Annotated in this window: 25 protein-coding genes; 6 read left to right on the forward strand and 19 right to left on the reverse strand. The window is 35.2% G+C overall.

Annotation, left to right across the window (positions count from 1 at the left end; all coding sequences use genetic code 11):
• Positions 1-35: 35 nt before the first annotated feature.
• The 5 genes from FNJ88_RS04150 to FNJ88_RS04170 all read right to left on the reverse strand — a co-directional run bounded on the left by FNJ88_RS04150 (position 36) and on the right by FNJ88_RS04170 (position 6221).
• The gene (locus FNJ88_RS04150) at positions 36-1175 is read right to left on the reverse strand and encodes a serine hydrolase domain-containing protein (RefSeq protein ID WP_143851884.1); all 1140 of its coding nucleotides are present in this window, start codon (positions 1173-1175) and stop codon (positions 36-38) included.
• Between the two features lie 126 nt (positions 1176-1301).
• Positions 1302-1700 (reverse strand): GlcG/HbpS family heme-binding protein, encoded by a 399-nt coding sequence (locus FNJ88_RS04155; protein ID WP_143851885.1) that lies wholly within the window; start codon positions 1698-1700, stop codon positions 1302-1304.
• 353 nt (positions 1701-2053) lie between these two features.
• Positions 2054-2335, reverse strand: a complete 282-nt coding sequence (locus FNJ88_RS04160) for a hypothetical protein (RefSeq protein ID WP_143851886.1) — start codon at positions 2333-2335, stop codon at positions 2054-2056.
• Positions 2336-2353: 18 nt separating this feature from the next.
• A complete protein-coding gene (locus tag FNJ88_RS04165; RefSeq protein ID WP_143851888.1) occupies positions 2354-5734 on the reverse strand; it encodes a methylmalonyl-CoA mutase family protein in 3381 nt (1126 codons plus the stop codon).
• A gap of 91 nt (positions 5735-5825) precedes the next feature.
• Positions 5826-6221 (reverse strand): hypothetical protein, encoded by a 396-nt coding sequence (locus tag FNJ88_RS04170; RefSeq protein WP_143851890.1) that lies wholly within the window; start codon positions 6219-6221, stop codon positions 5826-5828.
• Positions 6222-6345: 124 nt separating this feature from the next.
• Here FNJ88_RS04170 and FNJ88_RS04175 point away from each other — a divergent pair, with 124 nt between their 5' ends.
• The 4 genes from FNJ88_RS04175 (at position 6346) to rpsB (ending at position 8636) form a co-directional block, all read left to right on the forward strand.
• On the forward strand, positions 6346-6678 hold the full coding sequence (locus FNJ88_RS04175; RefSeq protein WP_143851891.1) for a hypothetical protein: 333 nt from the start codon (positions 6346-6348) through the stop codon (positions 6676-6678).
• Between the two features lie 160 nt (positions 6679-6838).
• Complete coding sequence (gene rplM, locus FNJ88_RS04180; RefSeq protein ID WP_143851893.1) at positions 6839-7294, forward strand: 50S ribosomal protein L13; 456 nt, start codon at positions 6839-6841, stop codon at positions 7292-7294.
• A 5-nt stretch (positions 7295-7299) separates the two neighbouring features.
• Entirely contained in the window at positions 7300-7686 is a 387-nt protein-coding gene (gene rpsI / locus FNJ88_RS04185) for a 30S ribosomal protein S9 (RefSeq protein ID WP_143851895.1), read from the forward strand.
• A gap of 167 nt (positions 7687-7853) precedes the next feature.
• Positions 7854-8636 carry a 30S ribosomal protein S2 gene (gene rpsB / locus FNJ88_RS04190; protein ID WP_143851897.1) on the forward strand — a complete coding sequence of 261 codons (783 nt, stop codon included), beginning with the start codon at positions 7854-7856 and terminating at the stop codon, positions 8634-8636.
• 91 nt (positions 8637-8727) lie between these two features.
• Here rpsB and trmB read toward each other — a convergent pair whose 3' ends face one another.
• From trmB to lpxB, 13 genes are all read right to left on the reverse strand, one after another.
• Positions 8728-9405, reverse strand: a complete 678-nt coding sequence (trmB, locus tag FNJ88_RS04195; RefSeq protein WP_143851898.1) for a tRNA (guanosine(46)-N7)-methyltransferase TrmB — start codon at positions 9403-9405, stop codon at positions 8728-8730.
• A 241-nt stretch (positions 9406-9646) separates the two neighbouring features.
• A complete protein-coding gene (locus FNJ88_RS04200) occupies positions 9647-10438 on the reverse strand; it encodes a hypothetical protein (protein ID WP_143851900.1) in 792 nt (263 codons plus the stop codon).
• 175 nt (positions 10439-10613) lie between these two features.
• A complete protein-coding gene (locus tag FNJ88_RS04205) occupies positions 10614-13511 on the reverse strand; it encodes a reprolysin-like metallopeptidase (protein WP_143851901.1) in 2898 nt (965 codons plus the stop codon).
• A 225-nt stretch (positions 13512-13736) separates the two neighbouring features.
• Positions 13737-14396, reverse strand: a complete 660-nt coding sequence (locus FNJ88_RS04210) for a DUF6048 family protein (protein ID WP_143851903.1) — start codon at positions 14394-14396, stop codon at positions 13737-13739.
• Complete coding sequence (locus tag FNJ88_RS04215; RefSeq protein WP_143851905.1) at positions 14362-14841, reverse strand: DUF6452 family protein; 480 nt, start codon at positions 14839-14841, stop codon at positions 14362-14364. Before FNJ88_RS04215 ends, FNJ88_RS04210 begins: the two co-directional genes overlap by 35 nt.
• 13 nt (positions 14842-14854) lie before the next feature.
• Complete coding sequence (gene rlmD / locus FNJ88_RS04220; protein WP_143851906.1) at positions 14855-16264, reverse strand: 23S rRNA (uracil(1939)-C(5))-methyltransferase RlmD; 1410 nt, start codon at positions 16262-16264, stop codon at positions 14855-14857.
• Between the two features lie 99 nt (positions 16265-16363).
• The gene (locus tag FNJ88_RS04225; RefSeq protein WP_143851907.1) at positions 16364-16669 is read right to left on the reverse strand and encodes a hypothetical protein; all 306 of its coding nucleotides are present in this window, start codon (positions 16667-16669) and stop codon (positions 16364-16366) included.
• 75 nt (positions 16670-16744) lie between these two features.
• On the reverse strand, positions 16745-18259 hold the full coding sequence (locus tag FNJ88_RS04230) for a TlpA family protein disulfide reductase (protein ID WP_143851908.1): 1515 nt from the start codon (positions 18257-18259) through the stop codon (positions 16745-16747).
• 179 nt (positions 18260-18438) lie between these two features.
• Positions 18439-19206 (reverse strand): succinate dehydrogenase/fumarate reductase iron-sulfur subunit, encoded by a 768-nt coding sequence (locus FNJ88_RS04235; RefSeq protein WP_143851909.1) that lies wholly within the window; start codon positions 19204-19206, stop codon positions 18439-18441.
• 21 nt (positions 19207-19227) lie between these two features.
• Positions 19228-21240 (reverse strand): fumarate reductase/succinate dehydrogenase flavoprotein subunit, encoded by a 2013-nt coding sequence (locus FNJ88_RS04240; protein WP_143851910.1) that lies wholly within the window; start codon positions 21238-21240, stop codon positions 19228-19230.
• A gap of 57 nt (positions 21241-21297) precedes the next feature.
• Entirely contained in the window at positions 21298-21969 is a 672-nt protein-coding gene (locus tag FNJ88_RS04245) for a succinate dehydrogenase cytochrome b subunit (protein WP_143851911.1), read from the reverse strand.
• A 124-nt stretch (positions 21970-22093) separates the two neighbouring features.
• Entirely contained in the window at positions 22094-23866 is a 1773-nt protein-coding gene (locus FNJ88_RS04250; RefSeq protein ID WP_143851912.1) for a ComEC/Rec2 family competence protein, read from the reverse strand.
• Between the two features lie 51 nt (positions 23867-23917).
• Positions 23918-25024, reverse strand: coding sequence for a lipid-A-disaccharide synthase (lpxB, locus tag FNJ88_RS04255; RefSeq protein ID WP_143851914.1), 1107 nt, complete (start codon positions 25022-25024; stop codon positions 23918-23920).
• Between the two features lie 103 nt (positions 25025-25127).
• On the opposite strand from lpxB, the gene FNJ88_RS04260 reads away from it, so the two are divergent.
• Together FNJ88_RS04260 and FNJ88_RS04265 are read left to right on the forward strand one after the other, a co-directional pair.
• The gene (locus tag FNJ88_RS04260) at positions 25128-25634 is read left to right on the forward strand and encodes a DUF2480 family protein (RefSeq protein ID WP_143851916.1); all 507 of its coding nucleotides are present in this window, start codon (positions 25128-25130) and stop codon (positions 25632-25634) included.
• Positions 25635-25710: 76 nt separating this feature from the next.
• Positions 25711-26370, forward strand: coding sequence for a DUF937 domain-containing protein (locus FNJ88_RS04265; RefSeq protein WP_143851918.1), 660 nt, complete (start codon positions 25711-25713; stop codon positions 26368-26370).
• 56 nt (positions 26371-26426) lie between these two features.
• On the opposite strand, the gene FNJ88_RS14605 is transcribed toward FNJ88_RS04265, so the two are convergent.
• Positions 26427-26753: a 30S ribosomal protein THX gene (locus FNJ88_RS14605; protein WP_410495172.1), complete on the reverse strand. Its 327-nt coding sequence runs from the start codon at positions 26751-26753 to the stop codon at positions 26427-26429.
• Positions 26754-26757 lie beyond the last annotated feature (4 nt).

The raw sequence follows: 26757 nt of genomic DNA on the forward strand, positions 1-26757 counted from the left end.
ACCTCGGATTTGATTTTTTTCAAAATATTCAGCTATTATTTTATAATTACAGGATTAATCATTTCCTTCCGTAAATCGATCACCGTATTTTGAATTGCATCTGTAATTTGCCTGATTTCTTTATGGGGATTGAAAATCGCTTTCTTGCCTTTTACCTCATTTGCAATATTGGACAGAATTACTACTGAAGTTTGGCTTTCAGGATAATAAATTAATAGCGAAGGAGCACCTTTAACATAACCAGTATGAAAATACGCGAGCGGTTTCCCCACATTCATCATAATACCAAATCCATAATCCATTTTCCCAATAATCTGATGATCACGTTCTGAGCTTTTTTCTACCAATTTCTTTAAGGACTCAGGGTTTAAAATTTCACCTCCATAAAGCGCGGTATTCCAAAGATGCAAATCATTAACTGTTGACAAGATCCCACCTGCCGGAACACTTATGGATTCATCTGCAAGGCGCTTTGGCATATTCTCTACTTTTTGAAAATTATTATTATTCCCAATAAAAGCAGCAGCGAAATTACGTCCCGTGAAAACATTTGCTGTAGACGAATATTCCATACCAATTTTTATAAATAATTCTTTAATATTTTCATCATACGATTTGCCGGATACTTTCTCAATGATTTTCCCTAAAAACCTAAATCCCTTGTTTGAATAATGAAATTCTTTCCCTGGTACCGATAATAATCCATTGCCAAAATCGCTTATGCCTGAAGTATGATTCAAAAGTTCTTTAATACTAATATTTTGAAACTGTACTGTTTGAAATTCAGGCAAATATTTTGAAACTTTATCATCCGTATTGAGCTTACCCTTTTCCTCTTGCAACAATACCAAAACCGCAGTAAACTGCTTGCTAATAGATGCGATGGCAAAAACAGAACTATGATCTATTTTTTTCTTTTGATTGAAATCTTCAAATCCATTTTGTTGTTCATACAAGACATTTTCACCTCTAAAGATTGCTACAGAACCATTAAAATTATATTTTGAAAACACAGAATCAATTTGCTGTGCTAATATTTTTTTTTGAAATTGAGTAATGACACTGTCAACTAAAATATTTCGAGCATGCGTTTTCTCTGCCAGGGTTTCTGTTTCAGATTTGCAAGAACATATTAAAAGTACAACAGCTAAAAATAAAATAGATTTAAAATTCATAAGCTTCCTCATTTTTCAAATATAAAAAATGAAAATGAAATGACTGGACTTAGACGGCAATCATTTTTTAAAGCAAAAAAATCTCCCAAAAAATTGAGAGATTCTAAATTAAATATTTTTAATAACTTAGAGAGCGATGGCACCCGCTTCTGCAACAGCATGATCATTTTCAACTGAGCTTCCACTTACTCCAATAGCACCAATTATTTCACCTTCTGCATTTTTCACCAAAACACCTCCTGGGAAAGTAATCAGTCCACCATTAGAGTGTTCTATATTATAGAGAGATCCACCAGGTTGAGAAAGATTTCCGATCTCTCCAGAATTCATATCGAAGAACCTAGCTGTTTTGGCTTTTTTAATAGAAATATCTAAAGATCCTAGCCAGGCGCCATCCATCCTTGCGAAGGCCACTAAATTAGCCCCTCCATCAACGATTGCGATGTTCATTTTACAGTCGATTGACTTTGCTTTCTCTTTAGCTGCTGAAATTAATTTTTCAGCTTGTGATAATGTAATATTCATTTAATTTATTTTTTTAATTTTTATAGAAAGAGTTTCTAAAAAAACCACCAAGTCTTGTAGGTCTTGATGGTTTCAGTTATTGATTGGTAATTTACTTATTACACGTGCAACCTTTACAGGTGCAGTTAGTACACGTACATTTTTTACAATCTCCGGTTTTGCAACCTTCACAATTGCAAGTACATTGAGTGTTTTCCATAATATTATATTTAAAAATTAGAAGCTAAAGGTAAAAAATGATTTTAAGAATCAGGATGCAATTATATGATTTAACGAAAATTAACATCAAAAAAACCGTGCTAAGATCTAAAGTCTTGGCACGGTTTATTAATCAAAAGATATAATTAATAAAATTACGAAAAAATTTTCCCACCACGCTCAAACAGTTCTTCAAATGAAATTTTCTTTCCAGCTAGTCCGCTTTTAGTTTCAATACTTCCATACGTTATTTTGTCACTATCATTATATTGTAAAGTAATTTCACTAATATCATTTACCACATTATATGTAACAGCCCAAGATCTAATTATTCTTCTTACAATATTTACTGTTGTAAAATTGCTTCGTAGTGGATACGTCTTAGTTAAAAACCCCTGAGAAGTTCTATTATGAGATATAGTTAATACAGAATTCATCTAATTTTTAAAAACGATTTACATATTTCGTCTGTACATTCCACCTACTTCAAACAAAGCATTCGTAATTTGTCCAAGTGAACAATACTTCACCGCTTCCATCATCTTTTCAAATAGATTTTCCTGGTTGATGGCAGAAATCTGCAAGTCGTGTAATATCTGTTCGCTTTTATCAGCGTGAGATTGCTGGAAATTTTCTAAATTCTGAATCTGCAGTTGTTTTTCCTCTTCGGTTGACCGAATAACTTCTCGTGGTAAAACAGTTGGTGAACCATCTTTTCCTAAGAACGTATTCACGCCGATAATTGGAAATTCTCCAGTATGTTTCAGCATTTCGTAATGCATACTTTCTTCCTGAATTTTAGAACGTTGGTACATGGTTTCCATTGCACCAAGAACGCCACCTCTTTCGGTGATTCGGTCAAATTCCGTGTAAACAGCTTCTTCTACTAAATCCGTTAATTCTTCAATAATAAATGAACCTTGTAATGGATTTTCATTTTTCGCTAAACCTAATTCTTTATTAATGATCAACTGAATTGCCATTGCACGTCTTACAGAATCTTCAGTCGGCGTTGTGATTGCTTCATCATAAGCATTAGTATGCAAAGAGTTACAGTTATCGTAAATTGCATACAACGCTTGTAATGTGGTTCTGATATCGTTAAAGTCAATTTCCTGTGCGTGTAAAGATCTTCCAGAAGTTTGAATGTGGTATTTTAACATCTGACTTCGTTCATTTGCCTGGTATTTCAGCTTCATCGCTTTTGCCCAAATTCTTCTTGCTACTCTACCAATTACAGCGTATTCTGGATCAAGTCCGTTAGAGAAGAAGAATGATAAATTCGGTGCGAAATCATTGATATTCATTCCGCGGCTCAAGTAGTATTCTACGTAGGTGAATCCATTTGCCAAGGTAAACGCCAATTGCGAAATGGGATTTGCACCCGCTTCTGCAATGTGATATCCAGAAATAGAAACGGAATAAAAGTTTCTTACTTTTTGATCGATGAAATACTGTTGAACGTCACCCATTAATCTCAGAGCAAATTCAGTGGAGAAAATACAGGTATTCTGTGCCTGATCTTCTTTTAAAATATCTGCTTGAACAGTTCCACGAACAGTTGCAATGGTTTCCGCTTTAATTTTATTATAAATTTCAGCATCGATCACTTCGTCACCGGTAATTCCTAACAATTTTAAACCTAAACCATTATTTCCTTTCGGAAGTTCACCTTCATACGAAGGTCTTTTTAAACCTTTGTCATCAAATTTTGCTTTTAATTTTGCTTCAACAGCTTCCCAAAGATTATTTTCTGACAGATATTTCTCAACATTCTGATCAATGGCTGCATTCATGAAAAAGGCAAGCAACATTGGAGCAGGACCATTAATTGTCATGGAAACTGATGTCATGGCATTCACCAAATCGAAACCAGAATACAGTTTTTTCGCATCATCTAAAGTTGCGATGGAAACACCCGCATTTCCGATCTTACCATAAATATCTGGCGGTAAAGCAGGATCTTGTCCGTATAAAGTCACCGAGTCAAATGCCGTTGATAAACGTTTCGCATCCATATCTGCCGAAACATAATGGAATCTACGATTCGTTCTTTCTGGTCCACCTTCTCCGGCAAACATTCTGGTTGGATCTTCACCTGTTCTTTTAAAAGGAAATAATCCAGCGGTATATGGAAACTGGCCTGGAACATTTTCCTGACCTTTCCAACGAAGCAGATCACCCCAGTCCTGGAATTTTGGTAAGGAAATTTTTGGAATTTTTAAATGGGAAAGAGATTCGTATTTCGTTTCTACTTTAATTTCTTTTCCACGAACGAAATAAGAGAAAGATTCACCTGCTAATTCTTCTTTAAAATGTTTCCATCCTTGTAGAAAAGCCAGGTTTTCTTCGGAAAGTTCTTTTCTGGTTTTCAGAAATACTTTCTCCAATTTTTCATAAGTATCTTGGTCATCTTTAATGATCGCCTTCGTTCCATCCAGCATATAAAGTTTTCGCCCGATTTCAGCCTGAGCATCTACTTCCTTATCGTACTGATGATTACTTTCTACAATTTCAGAAAGGTAGCGAACTCTTTTTGGTGGAATCACCGTAGTATCATCAGAAACGTTTTGTTCTATAAATTCATTAAAATGAACTGCATTTTCACCTTGTGATTTTTGCAGGGTTTCATTAACCTTATTAATTAAAGCGTTGTACAGTTCTGTGGTTCCATAATCATTGAACTGACTGGCTTTTGTAGAAAACACCGGCATTTCTTCCAACTTTTTGTCAAAGGCAACCTGATTTCTTTGGTAAGTTTTACGTACCGCTTGCAATGCATCCAAAGCACCTCGCTTATCTGATTTATTTAATGCAATCAAGTCGGCATAATCCAGCATGTCAATTTTTTCCAATTGTGTGGAAGCACCATACTCTGGGGTCATTACATACATTGAGACATCTGCGATATCTGTAATTTCAGAACCTGATTGTCCAATTCCGGAAGTTTCCAAAATAATGACGTCCGGTTTTGCCAATTTTAGAATATCTAAAGTAGAATGAATGAATTTTGAAACAGAAACATTATTTTCTCTTGTCGCCATCGACCGCATATAAACTCGAGCGTCATTAATGGAGTTCATTCTGATTCTATCTCCTAATAAAGCTCCACCAGTTTTCTTTTTGGAAGGATCTACAGAAACTATTGCAATTTTCTGAGTAGGATTTGAACGTAAAAAACGACGAACCAACTCATCTGTCAAAGAAGATTTCCCGGCTCCACCCGTTCCTGTAATTCCAATAATTGGAATTGGCGAGTTTTTCGCTTTTTCATCGATTGCTTTTACCAATTCCGGTTTCTCATTCGAGAAATTCTCAACAGCTGAAATAACTTCTGCAATAGATTTAGAATCTTCAAATTTTATTTTATCTAAATCTGAAACTTGGATATGTTCGCCTGTTGCGAAGTCAGATCGTTGAACAAGATCGTTGATCATTCCCTGTAAACCTAATTCCCGTCCGTCATCTGGTGAGTAAATTCGATCGATTCCGTACTCCATTAATTCTCGGATTTCTTCGGGTAAGATTACGCCGCCACCGCCACCAAAGATCTTGATTTGGGGCGCTCCTTTTTTGCGTAAGAGATCATAGATGTATTTAAAATATTCGTTGTGGCCGCCCTGATAAGACGTTAAAGCAATTGCATTTGCATCTTCTTGAATAGCACAATCCACCACCTCTTCAGCAGATTTATCATGACCAAGATGAATAACTTCGGCACCAGTTGCCTGAATCATTCTTCTCATTATATTAATTGCAGCATCATGTCCATCAAACAAAGAAGCAGCAGTTACTACTCTTACTTTGTTTTTGGGTGTATATTTTTGGGATTCCATAATTGAATTTCGATTGGCATCAAAGGTAAGGAATTTTGAAATTTTGAGAAAAGAAAACCCTTTCTGTTTATGGAAAGGGATTATAAGTAGTTTATTTTTTCTTTAAAGTCCAAGTGCCAGAATTTCCTTCACTCATTTTCCATGTACCGGCATAAGTTTTTTCCGCGCTGGGTATCAAATTACCCAATAAGGTGAAACCAGAAGAACGCGACTGCACACTATTGAATGAAGAACCGGACATTCCGCCCTGAAATGTTTCTTTAAAATTGTTGTTGGAAGAAGTTCTTGTTACTTCTACATAATCTTTGGACGAAATGTCAATTTGCAAGACACCTTGATCTGAACCGCTATAAGTTCCGATGTAACTTCCTTTGTACGGCGAAACATAATTTTCTTCTGCTTTCCTTTCCCAATAATTGTCTAAAATTTGGTCACAAGATGTAAGTGAAAATAAAGCAATTAAGAAAATAAATTGAAAAACCTTCATTGAATTTTTTTAACAAAAGTAACTTTTTATTTGAATTATATTAAAAAAGACATGGACGATCGAATCATTTATTAATATTTGATTAAACTTTAAAAATGGCTATTTTTGCCCAAATTAATTTCAAATGCAAAAGTCTATTCTTTATTTAGTCGCAGGAACTGCAATAAGCTTTCTGTTGAATTACTTCTTATTAGGAAGTCAAGGTTGGGAATTGGATCTTTATTATGGCTTTGCATTTGGACTGGCTTGGGGAACTGCTTACTTCTTAGATGATGAAAAGTTTTCTTTACCTCAGAAATTAATATATTCTTTTTTGGCGATGGGAATTTTACTATTAATTGGGTACTTAATATTTAGATTTGAGTTAGCTATTCCTTCTATCATAAAATTCTCAATGGTTTTCGTTGCCTACTATGTTTTTGCAAGTTTTAGAAAGACAAAATCTCTTCGTAAATAAGGATTTTAAAAATTTACGGTAGTTCTACAGACTCCAATTTTTACTTTTAAAAAAATCCACAGCGAATAAACTTTCTAATTTTATTTCCAGATAGAAAAAATATTCATACCTTTGCACACCCGTTTTGGGGAAAATTATGTTTAATCGTAAACGAAAAAGTGTGAATACATTAAGTTACAAAACCGTCTCAGCTAACAAAGCTACTGCAAATAAAGAATGGGTTGTGGTAGACGCTGAAGGACAACCTTTAGGAAGATTAGCTTCCAAGGTTGCAAAGATTTTGAGAGGTAAGCACAAAACGAATTTTACACCTCACGCAGATTGCGGAGACAATGTAATCGTTTTGAATGCTGGAAAAATTACCCTTTCTGGAAACAAGTGGGCTGACAAGACTTACATTTGGCATACTGGTTATCCAGGTGGTCAAAAGTCGATGACTGCGCTCGAACTTCAAAAGAAAGATTCTTTGAAAGTATTGGAAAAATCTGTAAAAGGAATGCTTCCAAAAAACAAATTAGGATCTGTATTGTTTAAGAACCTTTATTTATATGAAGGAACTGAGCACAAACATGAAGCTCAAACGCCGAAAGTAATCAATATTAACGAATTCAAATAATTAATATGTCAATAGTTCATAAAATTGGAAGAAGAAAAACTTCTGTTGCAAGAGTTTACGTGAGACCAGGTTCTGGTGTTGTCACGATAAACAAAAAGGATTCTAAGGAATACTTTGGAACTGACGTTTTAGTTTACAAAGTGAATCAACCATTTTTGTTAACGGAAACAGCAGGTCAGTATGACGTAACTGTGAATGTTTTCGGTGGTGGTATTACTGGTCAGGCTGAAGCTATTAGACTAGCTATTTCTAGAGCTATGTGCGAAATCAATGAAGAAAACCGTTTGCTTCTTAAGCCACACGGATTACTTACGAGAGACGCAAGAATGGTAGAAAGAAAGAAACCAGGTCAGAAAAAAGCAAGAAAGAAATTCCAATTCTCGAAACGTTAATTCAAAACGAGATTTTGGGAGACAAGATGTTGGAAATTTTATTTCTTCCCTCTTTATTCTATTATTAACCAAAAAATGCCCCGTTAGTTTAGCACCCAAACATTTCTCCCATCAAAGAAATTGTTGATTGCATAAAGCGGCACGTAAACTAAAAACAAAAAAGAGACATGGCAAAAGCAAATGTTAAAGACCTTTTAGAGGCAGGAGTACACTTTGGTCACATGACCAGAAAGTGGAATCCAAATATGGCTCCATACATTTTTATGGAGAAAAACGGTATTCACATCGTAGACTTACATAAAACAGCTGTGAAATTAGACGAAGCTTGTTCAGCTTTAGAAAAAATCACTTCTGCAGGTAAAAAAGTTCTTTTCGTAGCTACTAAAAAGCAAGCGAAAGAAGTTGTAGCGAAATATGCAGCAGAACTTAATATGCCTTATATTACTGAAAGATGGCCAGGAGGAATGTTAACAAACTTTGTTACGATCCGTAAAGCTGTTAAGAAAATGAACCACATTGATAAAATGAAGAAAGACGGAACTTTCGAAACTTTATCTAAAAAAGAAAGACTTCAGGTTGATCGTCAAAGAGCTAACCTGGAGAAAAATTTAGGTTCAATTTCTGACATGGTTCGTCTTCCATCAGCACTTTTTGTTGTTGATATTATGAAAGAACACATCGCTGTAACTGAGGCTAAGAAATTGGGAATTCCAATTTTTGCAATCGTAGATACAAACTCTGACCCAAGAAAAGTGGAATACGTAATTCCTGGTAATGATGATGCATCTAAATCTATTGATATGTTGTTGAGCATTGTTTCATCTTCAATCAAAGACGGTTTGTCTCAAAGAAAAGCAGACAAGGAAAAATCCAAAGAAGAAGGAGAAAAAGTATCAGCAGAAACTGATGCAGATTTCACATCTGAAGCTTCAGCTCCCGCTGCGGAATAAGATCATATCTTACATATAAAAAAAGGTTCAGAATTATTTCTGAACCTTTTTTTGTTTATCTATCTAACAAAGACTAGCAGTGAAATAAAACTTATTTCAACCTAAATTTAATATACGTAATGGTTTTTCCTTTGGATTCAAACAGGCCTTCATAATAGGTTTTAATTTCTCGTAACAGAGGAGTTTCAGGATCGAATTCCGGCGCGCCATAAATATCATGGTTGGCAAACATAATCTCATGACCTAAGCCCTGAAGCAGTCCTAATGTGTAACCATGTAGAAACTCAGAGTCTGTTTTTAAATGCATTACCCCTTCTTTCTTTAGAATTTTCTGATATCTTTCTAAAAAGTCTGGATGAGTCATTCTGTGTTTAGTACGTCTATATTTAATCTGTGGATCCGGAAAAGTAATCCAAATCTCATCAATTTCATCCTCAGCAAAGAAGTGATCGATCAGTTCAATTTGAGTTCTTACAAAGGCAACATTGGTTAGAGTATTTTCAATAGCATCTTTGGCTCCAAACCAAAATCTAGCACCTTTAATATCAATTCCAATAAAGTTTTTCTCGGGGAATGCTTTTGCTAAACCTACAGAGTATTCTCCCTTGCCACATCCCAGTTCTAACACGATAGGATTTTCATTCTTGAAAACATTCTGGCGCCACTTCCCTTTTAAATGATAATCTGCCAATGCTTCCTCTCTGGTAGGTTGAAATACATTCGGAAGAATTTTATTTTCGGCAAATCTTGCCATTTTATTTTTACCCATATTCTATTTAAAAATTTACTGTGGTACAGAAATTTGTGCGGCGTATGTATTTCATTTATAACAGTCATAAAACTGACAACTTCAATTTGCAAAAAATTCTAAGAGCATTTTACTCTAAAATAAATACTACTTAAAAACTCTTAACAAAGTTGAATACGCGACATCATTATCAGACCGTAAAGTAAGAGCGCAAAGATAAAGAATTATCAGTAAAAATAAATTGATCGGTAAGGATTAGAACTTAATTTATTTCCTGCATCAAATTAGAGTTTTTTAAACGACGCTGGTAAATTGGTAAATATTTATCTATATAAATTGAGATTGCTTCATAGTTATTCGCTTCCACATAAGGAGAAATATCATCTGAAGTATATACAAACTGTAGAAAGTTGTCAATTAAATTAACGGGTATTTTCAAGTTTGTAAAATAAGCGGCACCAAAATAATTTCTAATATTGGCAACATTAGAATTCATTTTTTCATATTGCTGCGCACGTTCTTGTTTTTTTCGCTCTCCTGAAAATATATCATAAATACTCCCTAAGTTAAATGTTAATCCGCCCCCAGTAAATCCTGCAACGGGTAGTAATGGAGGAGTTCCGTCTCCTTTCGGTGTTGGCAAGCCTATCATTCGCTGTAAAGCGAGCGTTTTCTCTCCATTTTTGAGCGAAGTGACGTCTTTACGAAGATTTCCTGTAGGTTTAAATTTACTGATTACCACCTCTTGAATGTCGTAGTAGGCTACTTTTAATTCTACAAAATTATTTGGTGTCTGTACCTGTTCCTGCGTCAACGTTATATCTTTTCTATCAGTAACAATTGAAGTAAAACGTATTATATCCCCAGGTTTTGCAGGAATTTTAAAAGTACCGAAATAGTCAGTATAAACCGTTGTATGAGAAGTGATATTGGTTACAAAAATTTGATTTAAGTAGTAAATAGATTTATCTTTTATAACAATCTCTCCGCTAAAAAACTGGGCTTGCACTTTGGCCATAAAAGCGAATGCTATCAGCAGTAAAAACTTCTTCATATAGTCAACAAAATAAATGAATTTTTCATCATATAACTATAGGTTAGACTGCAAATTAAGGTTAAAGTTTGGTTAAAACTTCAAAACTTTTCCTAATAGAATAGTCTTAATATTAATGTTTAAGCAAAAAAGCCTCCAGGATACCCCAGAGACTTTTCTTTATAAATATTATTTCTTATTTTTTAATAAATTTCATTTGGCTTACATCTCCATCATTCTCAATTGCAATAAGGTATATGCCCCTGTTTAATTCTGAAACAGCAATTTTATTATCTATGATTTTACCTTTCGAAATAAGCTGTCCTGAGATACTGTAAATAACGTAAGTAGCATTCTTAGAAACTAGTGATACATTTAAAATATCTTCTACAGGATTCGGATAAATTTGAATTTTCGACTTATGTACGTTGTCAGTTGCAGCAGCTGCTTCAATATTGATGGTATAATCTTCAACTTGCCCATATGAATTAGTACCGCAAGCCGCATTATTCATCCCATAATTAGTATCCTGCATTCTAACTCTCATGCGCGTTAAGCCAATTTTGGCATCTGCCGGAATAGTGATCATACCTTCCCACGGTGCTGCTTTTTTTGCGGTTATTAGAACCAGTTCCGTCTCATCTTCAAATAACCTGTTATTGTTAAAGTCGATCCAAACTCTTAATTCATCACTAGAGTAAGACTTATCGGCAGTTGCTGAAAAGTTATAGGAAGTTCCTCTAAATACATTTCCTACAATGGCAGTGAAATCTTCGTACCCGTCTTTTGTAATAGAACTATTATTAATATTAGAAAAAGTAACATTATTAATTATCTCAAAAGTAGTGTTAGCCGCTGCTGCAGTACAATACGGTCGAACAATCGTCTGAAAGGTTGTAGAAGGCGTAAAGGTACCAGTACTGCCTAAGCATACTGCGGCTACCTGAACGTTATATTGAGTTCCTTCTGATAGATAGTCCAAAGTATAACTGTTGGTTGCAACAGGTATATCTGTAAATGAAACATCCGTAGATTTTTTATACCTTAGAATATAGGTAGCATTAGAAACTGCATCCCAAGTAACTACAGCAGTATTAACATCTACTGAAGAAACTTCTAATAGCGATGGCGCGGTACCATCACAAGCGATAACACTGGATATCTTTACTGGATCAATCGTGTAAAAAACATTTCCTATCGCAGAAATTCTGACCTTAACGATTGTCCCAGTTGCAAAAGGGGTTACATCAAAAGGCTCAGTTCCATCGTTAGGGGTTGAATTTGCTAAAACAGTCCATGTTGTTCCATTATCGACAGTATAATCAATTTTAACATTAGTTGCGTTAAAAGGAGCTGCATTGGTTCCCGCTACATCCCAAGTTAATGGTCTGACCTCATTATTATATAAAGTTAAACTGGTAATTTTAAAGGGCCCATTTGGGCTTGTGACAACACTTTGTAATGCAGTTTCAGTTTGTTGCTGCATTGGATCTGGATTGTTGTCCCGAACCGTTACTTTAAAGTTGCTGGTTCTAGCTACCATTGATACAGATTCCCAACCATCGGGATTTCTAACCAAACCGCCAAGAACGGTCTCAAACTTTGGAAAGTACCTAACGGGGTTTGCTGTACCCATTACCGATCGGAAAGAAGCACCATTGTTCGTCTTGCCTAAATTACTTTTTGTAATGATGTCTGTTGCATTGTCCGTTTGCTCCCACGTGTAAGTTAATGGATTATTCTCAACATCAGTCGCTTGAGCAGTTAATGAAAAAGCAGTGCCTTTAGGAATCGTGATCTGTGGCATTGCAGTAATCACCGGTGGATTGTTAATCATAGCGGTTTCTATATCACATTGCTTTGAAACCAGATTATTCTGAACTTGAATGATCGAATTAATATGAAAATAAGGATCTGAGTTCATTTGCACATTATCAGCAGTAATACCTGCATATCCCATGATCGTTGATCCAGATCCTGGTTCGACGTTTTGCAGGCGTGATTCTAATTTATGTGCGAAGGTATGATTGGCTCCTAACTGATGACCCATTTCATGAGCAACGTAATCAATATCGAAAGAATCGCCTTGAGGAATTGCATTCGCAGGCGAAGTAATGCCCGAACCTTTTCCATTTTCCATAGGGATCCCATTCACATCTAATTCAGGACTAATACAGACACAGCCAATACAACCAGCACTTCCACCACCACCGGAAGCACCAAACAGGTGACCAATATCGTAATTACTTTCTCCCACCACTGCTGTAAGTGTTTTCTGTAATTCAAAGTTCCATTTACCTAATGATGAATATGGATCTGTTTCTGGGTCTGTGTAAATAAGTTGTGGTAAATCTTGTAAAATTAACTTTAAAGCAAAGTCTTTTTCAAATACAAAATTAACACGCGTTAAAGTAGCGTTAATTGCAGTTAAAGCTTGAGAAACACCACCGAAATATTGCGTATACTCTGCTGTAACAGACATTGCAAGACGCATCGTTCTATATTTTCTATCGGAAGATTTACTGAAATCTGCCGGATTATTAGTGAAATTTTTTCCTGCAGAATAGAGTTTTTCCATTTGTTCCTTATTCATCGCAGGTTCATTGGTAGAACATACGAAAGCTTTATCAGAATTGATCTTGTTGGTCTTTGGATGCACTCCATAAACTGATTTATCAGCATTCTGAGGTTCAATAAATTCGTAAACTCCATTTTTCAGCATCATCGACTGAAAATCATTTGGTGCTATACTAAATCTTATATAAGCAGTAGGATCATCAACACCTACACCAACATAAGATCCTAACTCTAATCGATCAGCAAGAGACTTTACTACTACTGGTGAACTATACACTGCAAATCTTTCGATCTTACCATTAAGAGTTGGAATGTTAATTTCAACCGGAACTGAACCTCTACCAGTTTCTACTGCGCTGGAAAGCTTAGCTCTCAAAGCTTTTATATCTAACGAGTAGTGTTTTTGACTTTCAGATGTAGGTCGAACTTTCCCATCTTGTAAAGATGTTGGACTCCACTGTGCGAAAGCTAAAGAGCTCATCAACCCGCAAAGTAAAATAATAAATGTCTTTTTCATATTTGTGTTTAAAAAATATAATATAATTTTTTCCAAAAGTAATTTAAATTTAGCCGTTGTCAAAATACGTTTTACGAATTTTAATAAAGAAGAGAGAAATAGCTATCAAAACATAGCAATAGTCTATTCAAAAATATCAATAATTAATGATATCACTAAAAATAGCTACTAATAAGCGAGAGAAACTATATGAATTTCTATACGAAAATATAGGGAATAAATTATTTAAAAGGAATAGGCAACATTCCAGGAAAAACCCATATTAAATTTGGAAGAGCTTTTACCAAAACCAGGGACAATCATTGGCTGGATACCCTCTTGCGTTGTAGTGAAAACCAAATATTTAGGTTGCATCGTAACTTCTATAAAAAAAGGAGATTCAAATAAATGAACTCTTCCTCCTACGCTGGCTTCAATCCAGTACGAACTTTGTTTAGAAGCGGGAAAGCTTTGCGACATTTCATTATTCCCAAACCCCCGAATCGGTACGGCAAGATATTCCTGATTATAAAAAGAACCTGCTAATTTACCTCCCGCCAGAAAACCATTTCGGACATCTTCTTTATCATTAGCCAACATATATAAAGCACCTATTTTTAAGAAAGATCCATTTATACTAGCGTCATATCCATTTTTTTGGTAGATATTTTTTTCAAAACCTACATCCGCAATCGCATACCACTTACCAATAACATTTGTGGAAACGAATCCCTGAATTAATTTCCTGTCAGAGAATACTGCTAAACCAGCGTTTAGAACATCGATCCCCACGGAGAAATTCGGATTGTATTTCCATTTCGTTTGTAGAGAATCCTGCTTCTTTTGTGCGATAGCATTTATCAAAATAAAACTAAAAAAGAAGGAAAAGATGTGTTTTGCTTTCATCAGTAATTTGATTTTGATTTTGTTCAACAGACAAAACTGCTGCGGGAGTTTCTACTATGGAGTTTAGATCTTTATATGTTTTTTTGATACCACATGCTGGCGAAACATATTCTGAAACGGTATTGTAGTTTATTTTAATTACAGAATTTACAGCGTCTTTGGAAAGCCCAACGTAAATTTTTGTGAAAGGAGAATCATCAACTCGCAAAGGAATTATGACAGAATCTGTTTTGGAAGCATTTGCAACTACCGCTATTGGTCCATTTCCGTAATCTACTTTAATGAAAAGAGAATCTAAAGTTTTAAGCTTTCCACTGGCTTGGGTCTTGAATTTTATTTTCATTCTTGGCGTCGCTTCACCGCTTACACAGATATCATCATCTCCTCCGCATGAAAAAAGCGATAGGAGAAAAATCGAAAAAAATAATAATTTCAAGAATTTCATCGATCAAATGTAATTAAATTCTTACTAAAAGAGCAATATTTTCTACGTGATGCGTTTGTGGAAACATATCTACCGGTAAGATCTTCACGAGTTTATAATGTTCTTTCATTAATGCCAGATCTCTTGCCTGTGTTGCAGAATTACAACTTACATAAACTATTTTTTCAGGAGCCAATCTAAGAATTTGTCCTACCACTTTTTGGTGCATACCATCTCTCGGTGGGTCTGTAATCAGCACATCTGCTTTAGGATGTTGGGCAATAAATTCATCATTGAAGATTTCTTTCATATCACCACAATAAAAAGTACAGTTTGTCAAACCATTCAATTCTGCATGTTCTTTTGCTGCATTAATTGATTCTTGCACAGATTCTATACCAATAACCTGTTTTGCTTTTCTGGCAACGTATTGAGCAATCGTTCCAGTTCCAGTGTAAAGGTCATATACAACCTCATCACCCTTTAAATCTGCAAATTCTAAAGTTTTTTGATATAAATTTAATGCTTGTTTATAGTTGGTTTGGAAAAAAGATTTCGGTCCTATTTTAAATTGTAAGCCTTCCATCTCTTCCATTAAAAATCCATCGCCGAAATAGGTTTGGACTTCCTGATCATAAATAGAATCATTCTGTTTGGAATTAACAGCAAAAAGCAACGTTTTAATTTCAGGAAATTTTTCAAGTAAAAAATCAAAGAGCTTTTCTCTGCTTACTTTATCATTCCGAAAGAGTTGGAATAAGACCATCCACTCTCCTTTTGAATTTTGACGAAACATCACCGTTCTTAAAAATCCAGCTTGACCTCTAACGTCAAAAAATTCTAAACCGTTTTCCACCGCATAGTTTTTAATCGCCAACCGCATCGCGTTGGAAGGATCTTCCTGCAGAAAACACTCTTTTAAATCCAAAATTTTACTCCACATTCCTGGAATATGAAATCCTAAAGCATCTCTGTTTCCAAAATTTTCTTCGGAACTAATTTCGTATTGCGTTAACCAACGTGCATCAGAAAACGAAAATTCCATTTTATTACGATAGAAATACTGCTCCTCACTTCCAAGAATTGGTAAGGTTTCAAAATCTTCGATTCCCGCAATTCTTTTAATATGGTTATAAACTTCGTCTTGTTTAAATTCCAGTTGTTTTTCATAAGAAAGATTTTGCCACTTACAACCACCACAAACACCAAAGTGAATACATCTCGGCTCCACTCTAAACGGCGATTTTATAACGATCTCCGCAACTTCTGCTTCGTAATAGTTGGATTTTGATTTTTTTACGCGAGCATTTACGACATCTCCTGGAACTGCACCAGAAACCAAAACGGTTTTTCCTTCATCAGTTTTCCCAACAGCAACACCTTTTGATCCAGCTGAAACCAGCAATATGTTTTCTAAGATAATATTTTTATTCTTCTTTCTCATGATAATTAATCTGGACGCAAAAGTAACGTTTTAAAATAAAAAAAACGGAATATCATCCCGTTTTGTCTTGATTCCAATTTTAGGACAAAAAACTATATTTTATTTTGATTTTGAAGTATAATAAGAGCGATTGCGTAAGTAAAAATAACCAAGAAAACCTCCTGAAAAAAGAAACACTAACGTCCAGAGATATTTACCATCTACATTATTGACAAATACATCAATAATGAGTACCGCTGTAGCTATGAAACTTGCCAGCATCGCGAAAAAAACCAAAGATTTTCCTACGCTGTCAGAAATTCCATAATCTTCTAACTTAAGCACTAAGTTTAGAAAATTTATAACGAACCCGACGATTATTAAAAGGTAAAGTATATTTCTTGGAATTAAAAGATCTTTGCTCATATTGAAATTTAGACTAAGATATAAAAAATCCTGCAAGATTTTCTCATGCAGGATCAGGTATAGTATTTTTATTATTTATTTGCTCGCTGGTGTTTCTGGCATTGCCATCGGTGGCTCAACAAGATCATTCTGCAATACTGCTCCTTGTGGTGCTTCCGGAGCCTTAAGACCAGTCATTTTATCCAAAACTTTAATTAATTCCTCATCACCTAAGTTATAGAAAACTTTACTGGCTACTTTCCCATCTTTGTCAATTACCATAAAGGAAGGAAGTTTAAAACCATAAATTCCTAAATCTTTAGCAATTTGAGAGTTCATTCCATTTTCTGCATATACCTTTGTGCCTTTAATACCACTTAGCATCGCATTACTTGTTTTGGTAAATTGGTCTTTAGTATCGTCTAAATTTACAAAAACGAAATCCATTTTCGATTTATAGAAATTAGCAACCTCTTTCATCACAGGCATTGCAGATTCTGAAATGTAGGGATTCCAAGATGCGTAGAACATCACCATGGCTGGCTTTCCTTTAATATCGCTTAGTTTAAACTCTTTTCCTTCAATAGTAATTAATTTTGAAGAAGGCGCCGCTTCACCAATTTTTGGTCCGGAGATCACGAATTGAATTCGTTCCAAATCTTTTTTAATTTCTACGTCTTTAATTTTATCCTGAACAAGCTTACTAATTTTCGCAGCATCAGCTGGAGTTGTAGAAGGATTGATATCACTGTTTGAGATAACAAAAGCTAATAGATAGTCCTTCGCTAATTGCGACATGTCTTTTTTAGTATCTAAAAATTTCGAAAACTCTATAGAAGAAGGCTCTGTCGCAGTTACTTTATGCGCTTCCGAGTACTTTTGGAATTCAGGACTTAACTTACCTAACAAATAGTTTCTATAAATTGGCTGATTTTTAAGCAATCTGCCTTCCTCCTTTTTAAGCTTTGCTTCAGCATCTGTGAAGTTTTTAGTTACTTTAAAAGCGGCATTTTGAGTAATTTGTCCATGGTTCATTTCATATTGATTCATCAATCCAAGAATACTTGCATTCAGCTCATCTTTCTTAAACTCTATCACATCTTTGTCTGGAGATGTTTTTTTAGCAGCAGTATCAATATGCTTATCAAGATCAGCTCTAATTTTTTCGACCCCTTTTAAGAAGGCTGCCTCATCCTTACTCACCAATTCCTGAACGTTGATCTTTCCAGCATAATCTTGAATTAAAGTTTGAATTTCCTGTAGGAAATCATTATTTTTCTTCGCATCACCCGTTACTGTGAATTTAGCTGGGAAATTTACTGCCTGTCCAGAAATATTCAATTTCTGACCGCCCTTTAAATAGATATTAGCTTGCTTACCACCGTAAGTCATGATATACATCCCATCTTTTGGTGCGTCAAAACTTCCTGCAAAATTGCCTTTTGCATCTACACCCATATTCACCAAGGGTAGCGTTGCGACACCTGAAGCTTCTATGAATTCTATCCTTTCTAAAGGAGAACCACCAGCAAAATTACCAGTAACTTCTACTTTCTTTGAACATGACATTGTAACAAACGCAACTAACAGCATTAATAAATACTTGCTCATCTTTATTATTTTACTTTTTTAATTAATAGTTATATCTCGAGATCGATTTATATCAAGACAGGCAAAAATAAGGTTTTCACCGAGTTATTAAAAATTAAATGTGAAGTTTTGTGAAAGTTTAACAAAACAAAAACTGCCTTCATTTCTGAAAGCAGTTTGTTAACTATTATTTTACTAATTTATCCTTTGTCAAGGTTAGCAACAAAATATTCTCTATTCATTCTAGCGATTACTTCTAAAGTAATTCCTTTCGGACATTCTACTTCACAAGCACCAGTATTTGAACAGTTACCAAAACCTTCTTCATCCATCGTTTTCACCATATTCAGCACTCTTCTTTCTGCTTCTACTCGACCTTGAGGAAGTAAAGCGAACTGAGAAACTTTAGCACCAACGAACAACATTGCGGAACCATTTTTACAAGTAGCAACACAAGCTCCACAACCGATACAAGCAGCGGCATCCATTGCGCTATCAGCATCTTCCTTAGGGACCAAAATCGCATTGGCATCAAGTGTATTACCTGAAGTATTTACAGAGATAAAACCTCCAGCAGCCATTACGCGGTCAAAAGAGCTTCTATCTACTACTAAATCTTTAATAATTGGAAAAGCAGCACTTCTCCAAGGTTCGATATGGATTGTTTCACCATCTTTGAACATTCTCATGTGCAACTGACAAGTGGTAATTCCAGTGTCTGGTCCGTGCGGGCGACCGTTGATGTACAAAGAACACATTCCACAAATTCCTTCGCGACAATCATGGTCGAAAGCAATCGGCTCCTGACCTTCATTAACTAGGTTTTCGTTGAGCATATCCAGCATTTCCAAAAATGATGAATCCGTAGAAACATCGGAAATTTTATAAGTCTCGAACTGTCCTTTTGATTTATTATTTTTCTGTCTCCAAATTTTCAGAGTCAGGCTTAATCCTTTTTTAGCACTCATTTTCTTTATATTTTTTGGAGATTATTTATAACTTCTAGTTTTGACTTCGATATTTTCATAAATCAAATCCTCCTTATGCATTACTTCCTGGTTGATGTCTGAACCGTTATACTCCCAAGCAGCAACATATTTGAAGTTTTCGTCATCTCTCTCTGCTTCACCTTCTGGTGTTGCATGATCCCAACGGAAATGTCCTCCACAAGATTCTCTTCTTTCCAAAGCATCTTTAGCCATTAACTGTCCTAGCTCCAAGAAATCTGCAACACGGAACGCTTTTTCCAGCTCCATATTCATTTCATTTGCTTCCCCTGGAACTCTTACATTCGCCCAGAAATCTTTTCTTACTTCTTCAATCTCTTGAATTGCCTCTCTTAAACCTTCCGGAGTTCTTCCCATTCCCACCTTGTTCCACATAATGTGACCCAATTTTTTATGGAAATGATCTACACTGTGCGTTCCTTTATTATTGATGAAGAAGTTCACTTTATCTTGAATTTCTTTTTCAGCAGTATCAAACTCGGCATTATCGGTGGATATGGTACCTGTTCGAATATCTGCGGAAAGGTAATCTGCGATCGTGTAAGGTAATACAAAATACCCATCTGCGAGACCTTGCATTAAAGCAGAGGCTCCTAATCTGTTCGCTCCGTGATCAGAGAAGTTAGCTTCACCAATTACAAAACAACCAGGAATTGTGGATTGTAGGTTATAATCAACCCAAACACCACCCATTGTGTAATGAACTGCCGGATAAATTTTCATTGGGGTTACATATGGATTGTCCGCAGTAATCTTTTCATACATTACGAATAAGTTACCATATTTTTCTTCGATCCACGATTTTCCTAAATCATAAATCTGCTGTTCTGTAGGATTATGAATATTTTGCTCGATTGCTGCTTCTTTTCCTTTTTTAGTAATCTCTGTAGAGAAATCTAAATAGACACCTTCGTGAGTATCATTATTTTCAATACCATAACCAGCATCACATCTTTCCTTAGCAGCCCTAGAAGCAACATCTCTTGGAACTAAGTTACCAAATGCAGGATATCTTCTTTCTAAATAATAATCGCGATTTTCGTGAGCGATATTTTCAGGTTTTAATTTGCCTTCGCGAATCGCAACAGCATCTTCGATATTTTTTGGAACCCAGATTCTTCCCGAGTTTCTTAAAGATTCTGACATCAAAGTCAGTTTAGATTGTGCGGTTCCGTGAACGGGAATACAAGTTGGGTGAATTTGTACATAACAAGGATTTGCGAAATACGCTCCTTTTTTATGAATTTTCCAAGCTGCAGAAACATTAGAGCCCATTGCATTAGTAGAAAGGAAATAAACATTTCCATACCCACCAGAAGCAATAACCACAGCGTGAGCAGAATGTCTTTCGATTTCTCCAGTCACTAAATTTCTTGCGATAATTCCTCTTGCTTTGCCATCAACGATTACTAAATCAAGCATTTCGTGACGGTTATGCATTTTAATTCTTCCTTTACCGATCTGTCGGCTCATGGCTGAATAAGCTCCTAATAATAACTGTTGTCCTGTTTGTCCTTTGGCATAAAAAGTTCTTTTAACCTGAACTCCACCAAAAGAACGATTATCTAATTGTCCGCCATATTCTCTTCCGAAAGGAACACCTTGTGCGACACATTGGTCGATAATGCTTGCAGAAACTTCTGCCAGCCTGTATACATTTGCTTCTCTGGAACGATAATCTCCACCTTTGATAGTATCGTAAAATAATCTGTAAGTAGAATCTCCATCACCTTGATAATTTTTAGCGGCATTAATACCACCTTGCGCAGCAATTGAGTGCGCTCTTCTTGGTGAGTCCTGATAGCAAAATGCTTTCACATTATAGCCTTGTTCTGCTAAAGTTGCAGCAGCAGAACCACCTGCTAAACCCGTTCCAACAACAATGATATCAATTTTATCACGGTTATTTGGTGAAACTAAGTTCATATGATCTTTATGATTTTTCCATTTGTCCGCTACAGGACCAGCCGGAATTTTTGAATCTAATTTGCTCATTTTTAGAAATTTTAAATTTTAGATTTTAAATTTTAGGGTCGATATAAAACTTAAAATTTATTGAGTTACGTAATGATAAACAGCTACTAAAATAAAACCAGCTGGGATAAGGATAGAATACCAGGTTCCAATCGCTTTGATCACGGGGGTGTATTTTGGATGTCTCGCTCCTATCGACTGGAACGAAGACTGGAATCCATGCGCTAAATGCAATCCCAATAAGACAAAAGAAATAACATAGAAAATCACCCTCCAAAGTTCTGAAAATTTTGAATGGAGCTCTGGCCAAAATCTGGTTAGATCATTTACATCACCTTCACCAGGAACATATTTGTAAGTCATTTCATGAAACCAGAAATCATACATGTGTAATCCAAGAAAAGCTAAAATAACAGCTCCAGTAATAAGCATGTTTCTAGACATCCAGGTGCTGTTCCCCGAACGGGTGTTCATCCCGTACTTTATCGGTCTGGCGTTATTGTTTTTAATTTCAAGAACAAAGCCCATCACAAAGTGAAAAATTAATCCTATTACCAGGATAGGTTGCATTACAAACTGGATCAGCGGATTGTAACCCATGAAATAAGATGCTGCGTTGAACGGTCCATCCTCTCCTCCTAGTGAGAGTAAGTTAACCGAAAGGTGCATAATTAGGAAAATGAGCAAAAACATTGCCGACAATGCCATTGCGTATTTTCTTCCGATAGAAGAAGTTGTTAATCCTGCCATAATTAATGTTTAAATTTGAATTCTTACAAAGTTAGAAAATTGCAGAGGTTAATCCATGTGAGAAATGTCAGAAAATTTTAGTTTGTAATCTTTCTAAATAAGATTGTGATTGAATTACGGTAATTTAAGGCTTTAAAATATATTTTTCACCTTGAATTTCAATTTCTGGTAGATTATTCGGAATGGTCGTGATGGAAAATGCTTTAATTCGCCGCGAAGAAAGATAAGGATCTATGATATATTGTTTTATTTTAATTTGATCCGTATTCTCCGAAATATAAAATGTAAGACGCTCTCCAACTTTCTCTGAAATAACTTTCTCTTTAAAAAATTGATGTACCAAAACCTCATTAAGATGGCTTGCCTTATAATTGAGCAGGCATCTAAGACTTACAAAAAGCAATAGAAGATATAGCACTCTAAAACAATGCTTCAACGTAAAACTCTTCAAAGGAAATCTTATTAGATAAAGTAAAATATAAAGCACACCCACTTCTAAAAGAGTCATTGGAATTGTTCGGCTCATCGCATAATCAACATCAGCAAAAAAATGAATCAATTGTAAAGTCATTGAAATAAGTTTCTCAAAAATCATATTCAACCAGGAGAAACTGATGGAACTTGCAATGAGCACAACCATAAGCAAAGATAGGACAATGAGTACTTCAGCAAATGGAATAATAATCAAATTTGCAATAATTGATATAAAAGAATATTGATGAAAATAGAATATCACCAACGGAAGAGTCGCAAGTTGTGCGGCTAAACTTATCGAAAAAATATTGAGAATGAAATTCTGAAATTTATTTTTGGGCTTCGGTAATTTTTTTAAAATCGGCTGATTGAACCAAAAAATTCCAAGAACCGCAGCAAAACTTAACTGAAAACCAACTTCAAAAATTTGGTTGGTATTGAGAACCAAAATTATTAAACCCGCTAGCGACAAAGAATGCAAGAGATCTGTTTTCCGTTGTAACAAGACAAATGAATAGTAGGTAGAAATCATCAAACAACTTCGAACAACAGAATTTCCAAAATCTATAAAACAAGCAAAGGACCAGATTATAATTAAAGCAACAATAATTTTATAACTGCGGTATTTTGGTGGAAAAACGAAATTCAACAGCATCAAAATCACTCCAAATATAATTGCGACGTGAGTTCCCGAAATTGCTAAAATATGCATCATTCCAGAATCCCGAAAATCACGAATGGTTCCCTCATCCATTTCTGTTCGATCTGCCAGAATAATTCCTTTCACAAATTCACGAGTTCTCTTATTGAGCTTCGAATGATCAATCCTAGTTAAAACCGCAAGACGTCGTTGCTTTACATTTTCCGAAAAACTAATATCTGTTCGATTCGCAATCTTTACCGTATTTGGCAGATAACTTTGGTAATAAATTCCTTTGCGCTGCAGATACTTTTGATAATCGAATTGAAAATCACTGTATGCTTTCTCAACTTTATTGATGTAGACTTCACCCTGATAGTAATGAAGATAATCAAGTGCTTCTTCCTGTTTGGGAATAGAGATCACGCTTTGAAATTGATTACTGCCTTTCCACGCAGTAATTTCGTAGCGACGATTTTTTTCATTTGAATTAAGTTTTTTAAAAACTTTGAAAGTGAGCATTTCCTTACCCTTCAATTCCGGCAATAAAGGCTTCTGTGAATGTAAAAAATGAGCAAAGACTCCCAGACCAATGACAAAAGAACCAATCAACACTGGGCGAACTTTATAAAAATAGAAGTTCTTAATAAAGCAAAAAGTCACAATTATCAAACTGAATATCAATATAATATAAACAGCAACTGACGAGCATTGGAAAAAATCCTGTAAGAAGATCCCTATTATAAATGAGATAAAAAGAATGAGAATCGGTTGTTTCTGCACCTTATGTTTTGGTAAAACTAAAAACTTTTGATATAAAAATCAAAGGTAAAATCACCCATTAATAATTAAAGCTGCGGCTTCGTCACTAGCTCCTTTTCCACCTAACTTTTCTCGAAGTTGTTTGAAATTTGCTAACATTTCATCTCTTCTTTTACCTTGCAAAATCAAGGTGAGTTCTTTGACCAAATTCTTTGTATTCAATTCACTTTGAATTAGTTCCGTTACGATTTCCTGGTCCATAATTAAATTAACCAAAGAAATGTATTTAATGTTTTTTACCACACGCTTTCCAATCTCGTAAGAAATCGTGCTGCTTCGGTAACAAACTACTTCCGGAATATTTAAAAGTGCTGTTTCTAAAGTTGCAGTTCCAGATGTAACCAAGGCCGCTTTTGAACATCTTAATAAATCATAGGTTTTATTGGAAACGAAATGTACATTTTCATCGACGTATTTTTGGTAAAACTCTTTTGGTAAACTCGGTGCTCCTGCAATTACAAACTGGTACTCTTTAAAATGTGGACGAACGGAAAGCATCAATTCCAGCATCTTGGTAACTTCCTGTTCACGAGATCCTGGTAAAAGTGCGATGATTTCTTTTTCGTTTAAATGATTATCTGTTTTAAATTGATCAATATCCATTTCCGGCAAATCGGAAATCGCATCTAATAAAGGATGCCCGACGAAATGTGCGTCAACATTATGTTTTTTATAGAACTCCTTCTCAAACGGAAGAATGACTAACATTTCATCGACGAACTTTCTGATTTTTTCTACCCGACCTTCTTTCCAAGCCCAAAGTTGTGGAGAAATATAATAAATTACTTTAATTCCCAAACTTTTAGCAAACTCGGCAATCCTTAAATTAAATCCAGGATAATCGACCAAAATCAAGACAGCAGGTTGGTATTTCTGAATATCTTCTTTGCAGAATTTAATATTTTTAAGAATTGTTCCAAGGTTTTTAGCAACTTCCAGAAATCCCATAAACGCTAATTCTTTGTAATGTTTTACCGGTTCAAAACCAGCAACAGCCTTCATTAAATCTCCACCCCAAAAACGAAACTCCGTTTGGGAATCCTTTTTGAGAAGTGATTTCATTAAATTGGAAGCGTGTAGATCTCCTGAAGCTTCACCAGCGATGATGTAATATTTCAATTGATATTTTTGATTTTTGATTTTAGATTTAGATTTAGATTTGCTGATCTTCAATATAAAATCGATTATTTACCTTAATTTTGTTCAAAGATAAAATAAAAAAATGTCTGATTTAGAAATAAAAAATAAAATAGCCGAAAGCGGATTGGTCAATTTCGATCTCGCACAATTGCTTCCAAAAGGCAAAAGAATCGGCATCGATTTGAAGGATTTTCTCTTCCAGGAATTAATTTTAAAAGAAAAGGATTTTCGAGAAAAAATCGCAGCCATTAATCCTGATGAATACAAAGATTCTTATATCTATATTTATAATTCTGCAGATGCGATTGTTCCTCTTTGGGCGTACTTTTTAATCACCGCGAAATTAACAGAAACAGCGAAGAAAATCGTTTTTGGAAATAGAGAAGATTTAGAAATTTTGTTGATGCATAACGCCGTTCAAACTTATGACTTCTCAGAATTAATGGGTAAAAGAGTTTTGGTAAAGGGCTGCAGCGATCAATCAATTCCAGAGAACGCATATATCGAATTGGTGGAACAATTAAAACCTATTGTAAAATCACTGATGTTTGGGGAAGCCTGTTCTAATGTACCCATCTTTAAAAATTAAAGATTTCAAAAGAAATTTTGGACTATTTTTTGCTAACTTTGGTTGTCAATTTTTATTAACCTAAACAAAAAAACACATGAGTTTAATAGACCTATTAACAGGTAGCGCCGGAAATCAAGTCGCTTCAGAAGCTGAAAACAAATTCGGAATCAGCAAAAATCAAGTGATTGCTTTATTAGCAGTGGCAGCACCGTTGGTTATTTCTTACTTAAGAAAAAAATCTCAAGATAACGCTCAAGAAGCGGATGCTTTGAATAATGCACTTGATAAAGATCACGATGGAAGCATCCTCACTGATCCAGCACAAGTTACCGCTAGACAGCAAGAAGGTGGCTCTATTTTGGATCATGTTTTCGGTGGTCAAAAAGCAGATGTAGAAAATCAATTATCACAAAACACTGGTATCTCTATGGACAAGATCGGTCCAATCTTGGCGATGTTAGCTCCAATAATTATGGGATATATCGGTAAGGAAAAGCAATCAAACGGAGTTACTTCTGGCGGAGGTTTAGGAGATCTGTTAGGTGGCATTTTGGGTAATGCTCAGAATCAAGCGCAATCGCAAACTTCAAATCCTTTGAATGATATTTTAGGAAGTGTGCTTGGCGGAGGTCAACAACAATCTTCAGGAAATCCTTTGAATGATATTTTAGGAAGCGTTCTTGGCGGAGGTCAGAAACAATCTCAAGGAGGTTTAGGCGGACTTTTGGGAAGTATCTTAGGAGGAGGAAAGTAAATCACTTTTTATATATAAAAAAACCGAAGATTGATCTTCGGTTTTTTTGCTTTTACTTATTTAGATTTGGCTTCCTTGCCGTCAGTTGCTTTTTCAGCTTTCGGTTTGGCTTCCACGGGATCTTCTTTTTTCTCGGCTTTAGGTTTAGCTGCTGCTTTAGGCTTAGCTTCTGCTTTAGGTTTTCTCTCTACTTCTGCATTTTCAGATTTACCCGTAGGTTGACCTACTTCTTTTCTTACTTTTTCCTTAGAAGCTTTTTTGTCATCCTCATCCAAAACTTTTACAGGAATATGATTTGCAGAACTTGCTTTTCTCGGTCTTTTAATACCGTAGCTTCCCGCGATAATTTTTCCCTTTTTCGATTTTTTATCACCTTTTCCCATAATT

It is taken from the genome of Chryseobacterium sp. SNU WT5 (assembly GCF_007362475.1).
In the GTDB taxonomy this organism is placed as follows: Bacteria; Bacteroidota; Bacteroidia; order Flavobacteriales; family Weeksellaceae; genus Kaistella.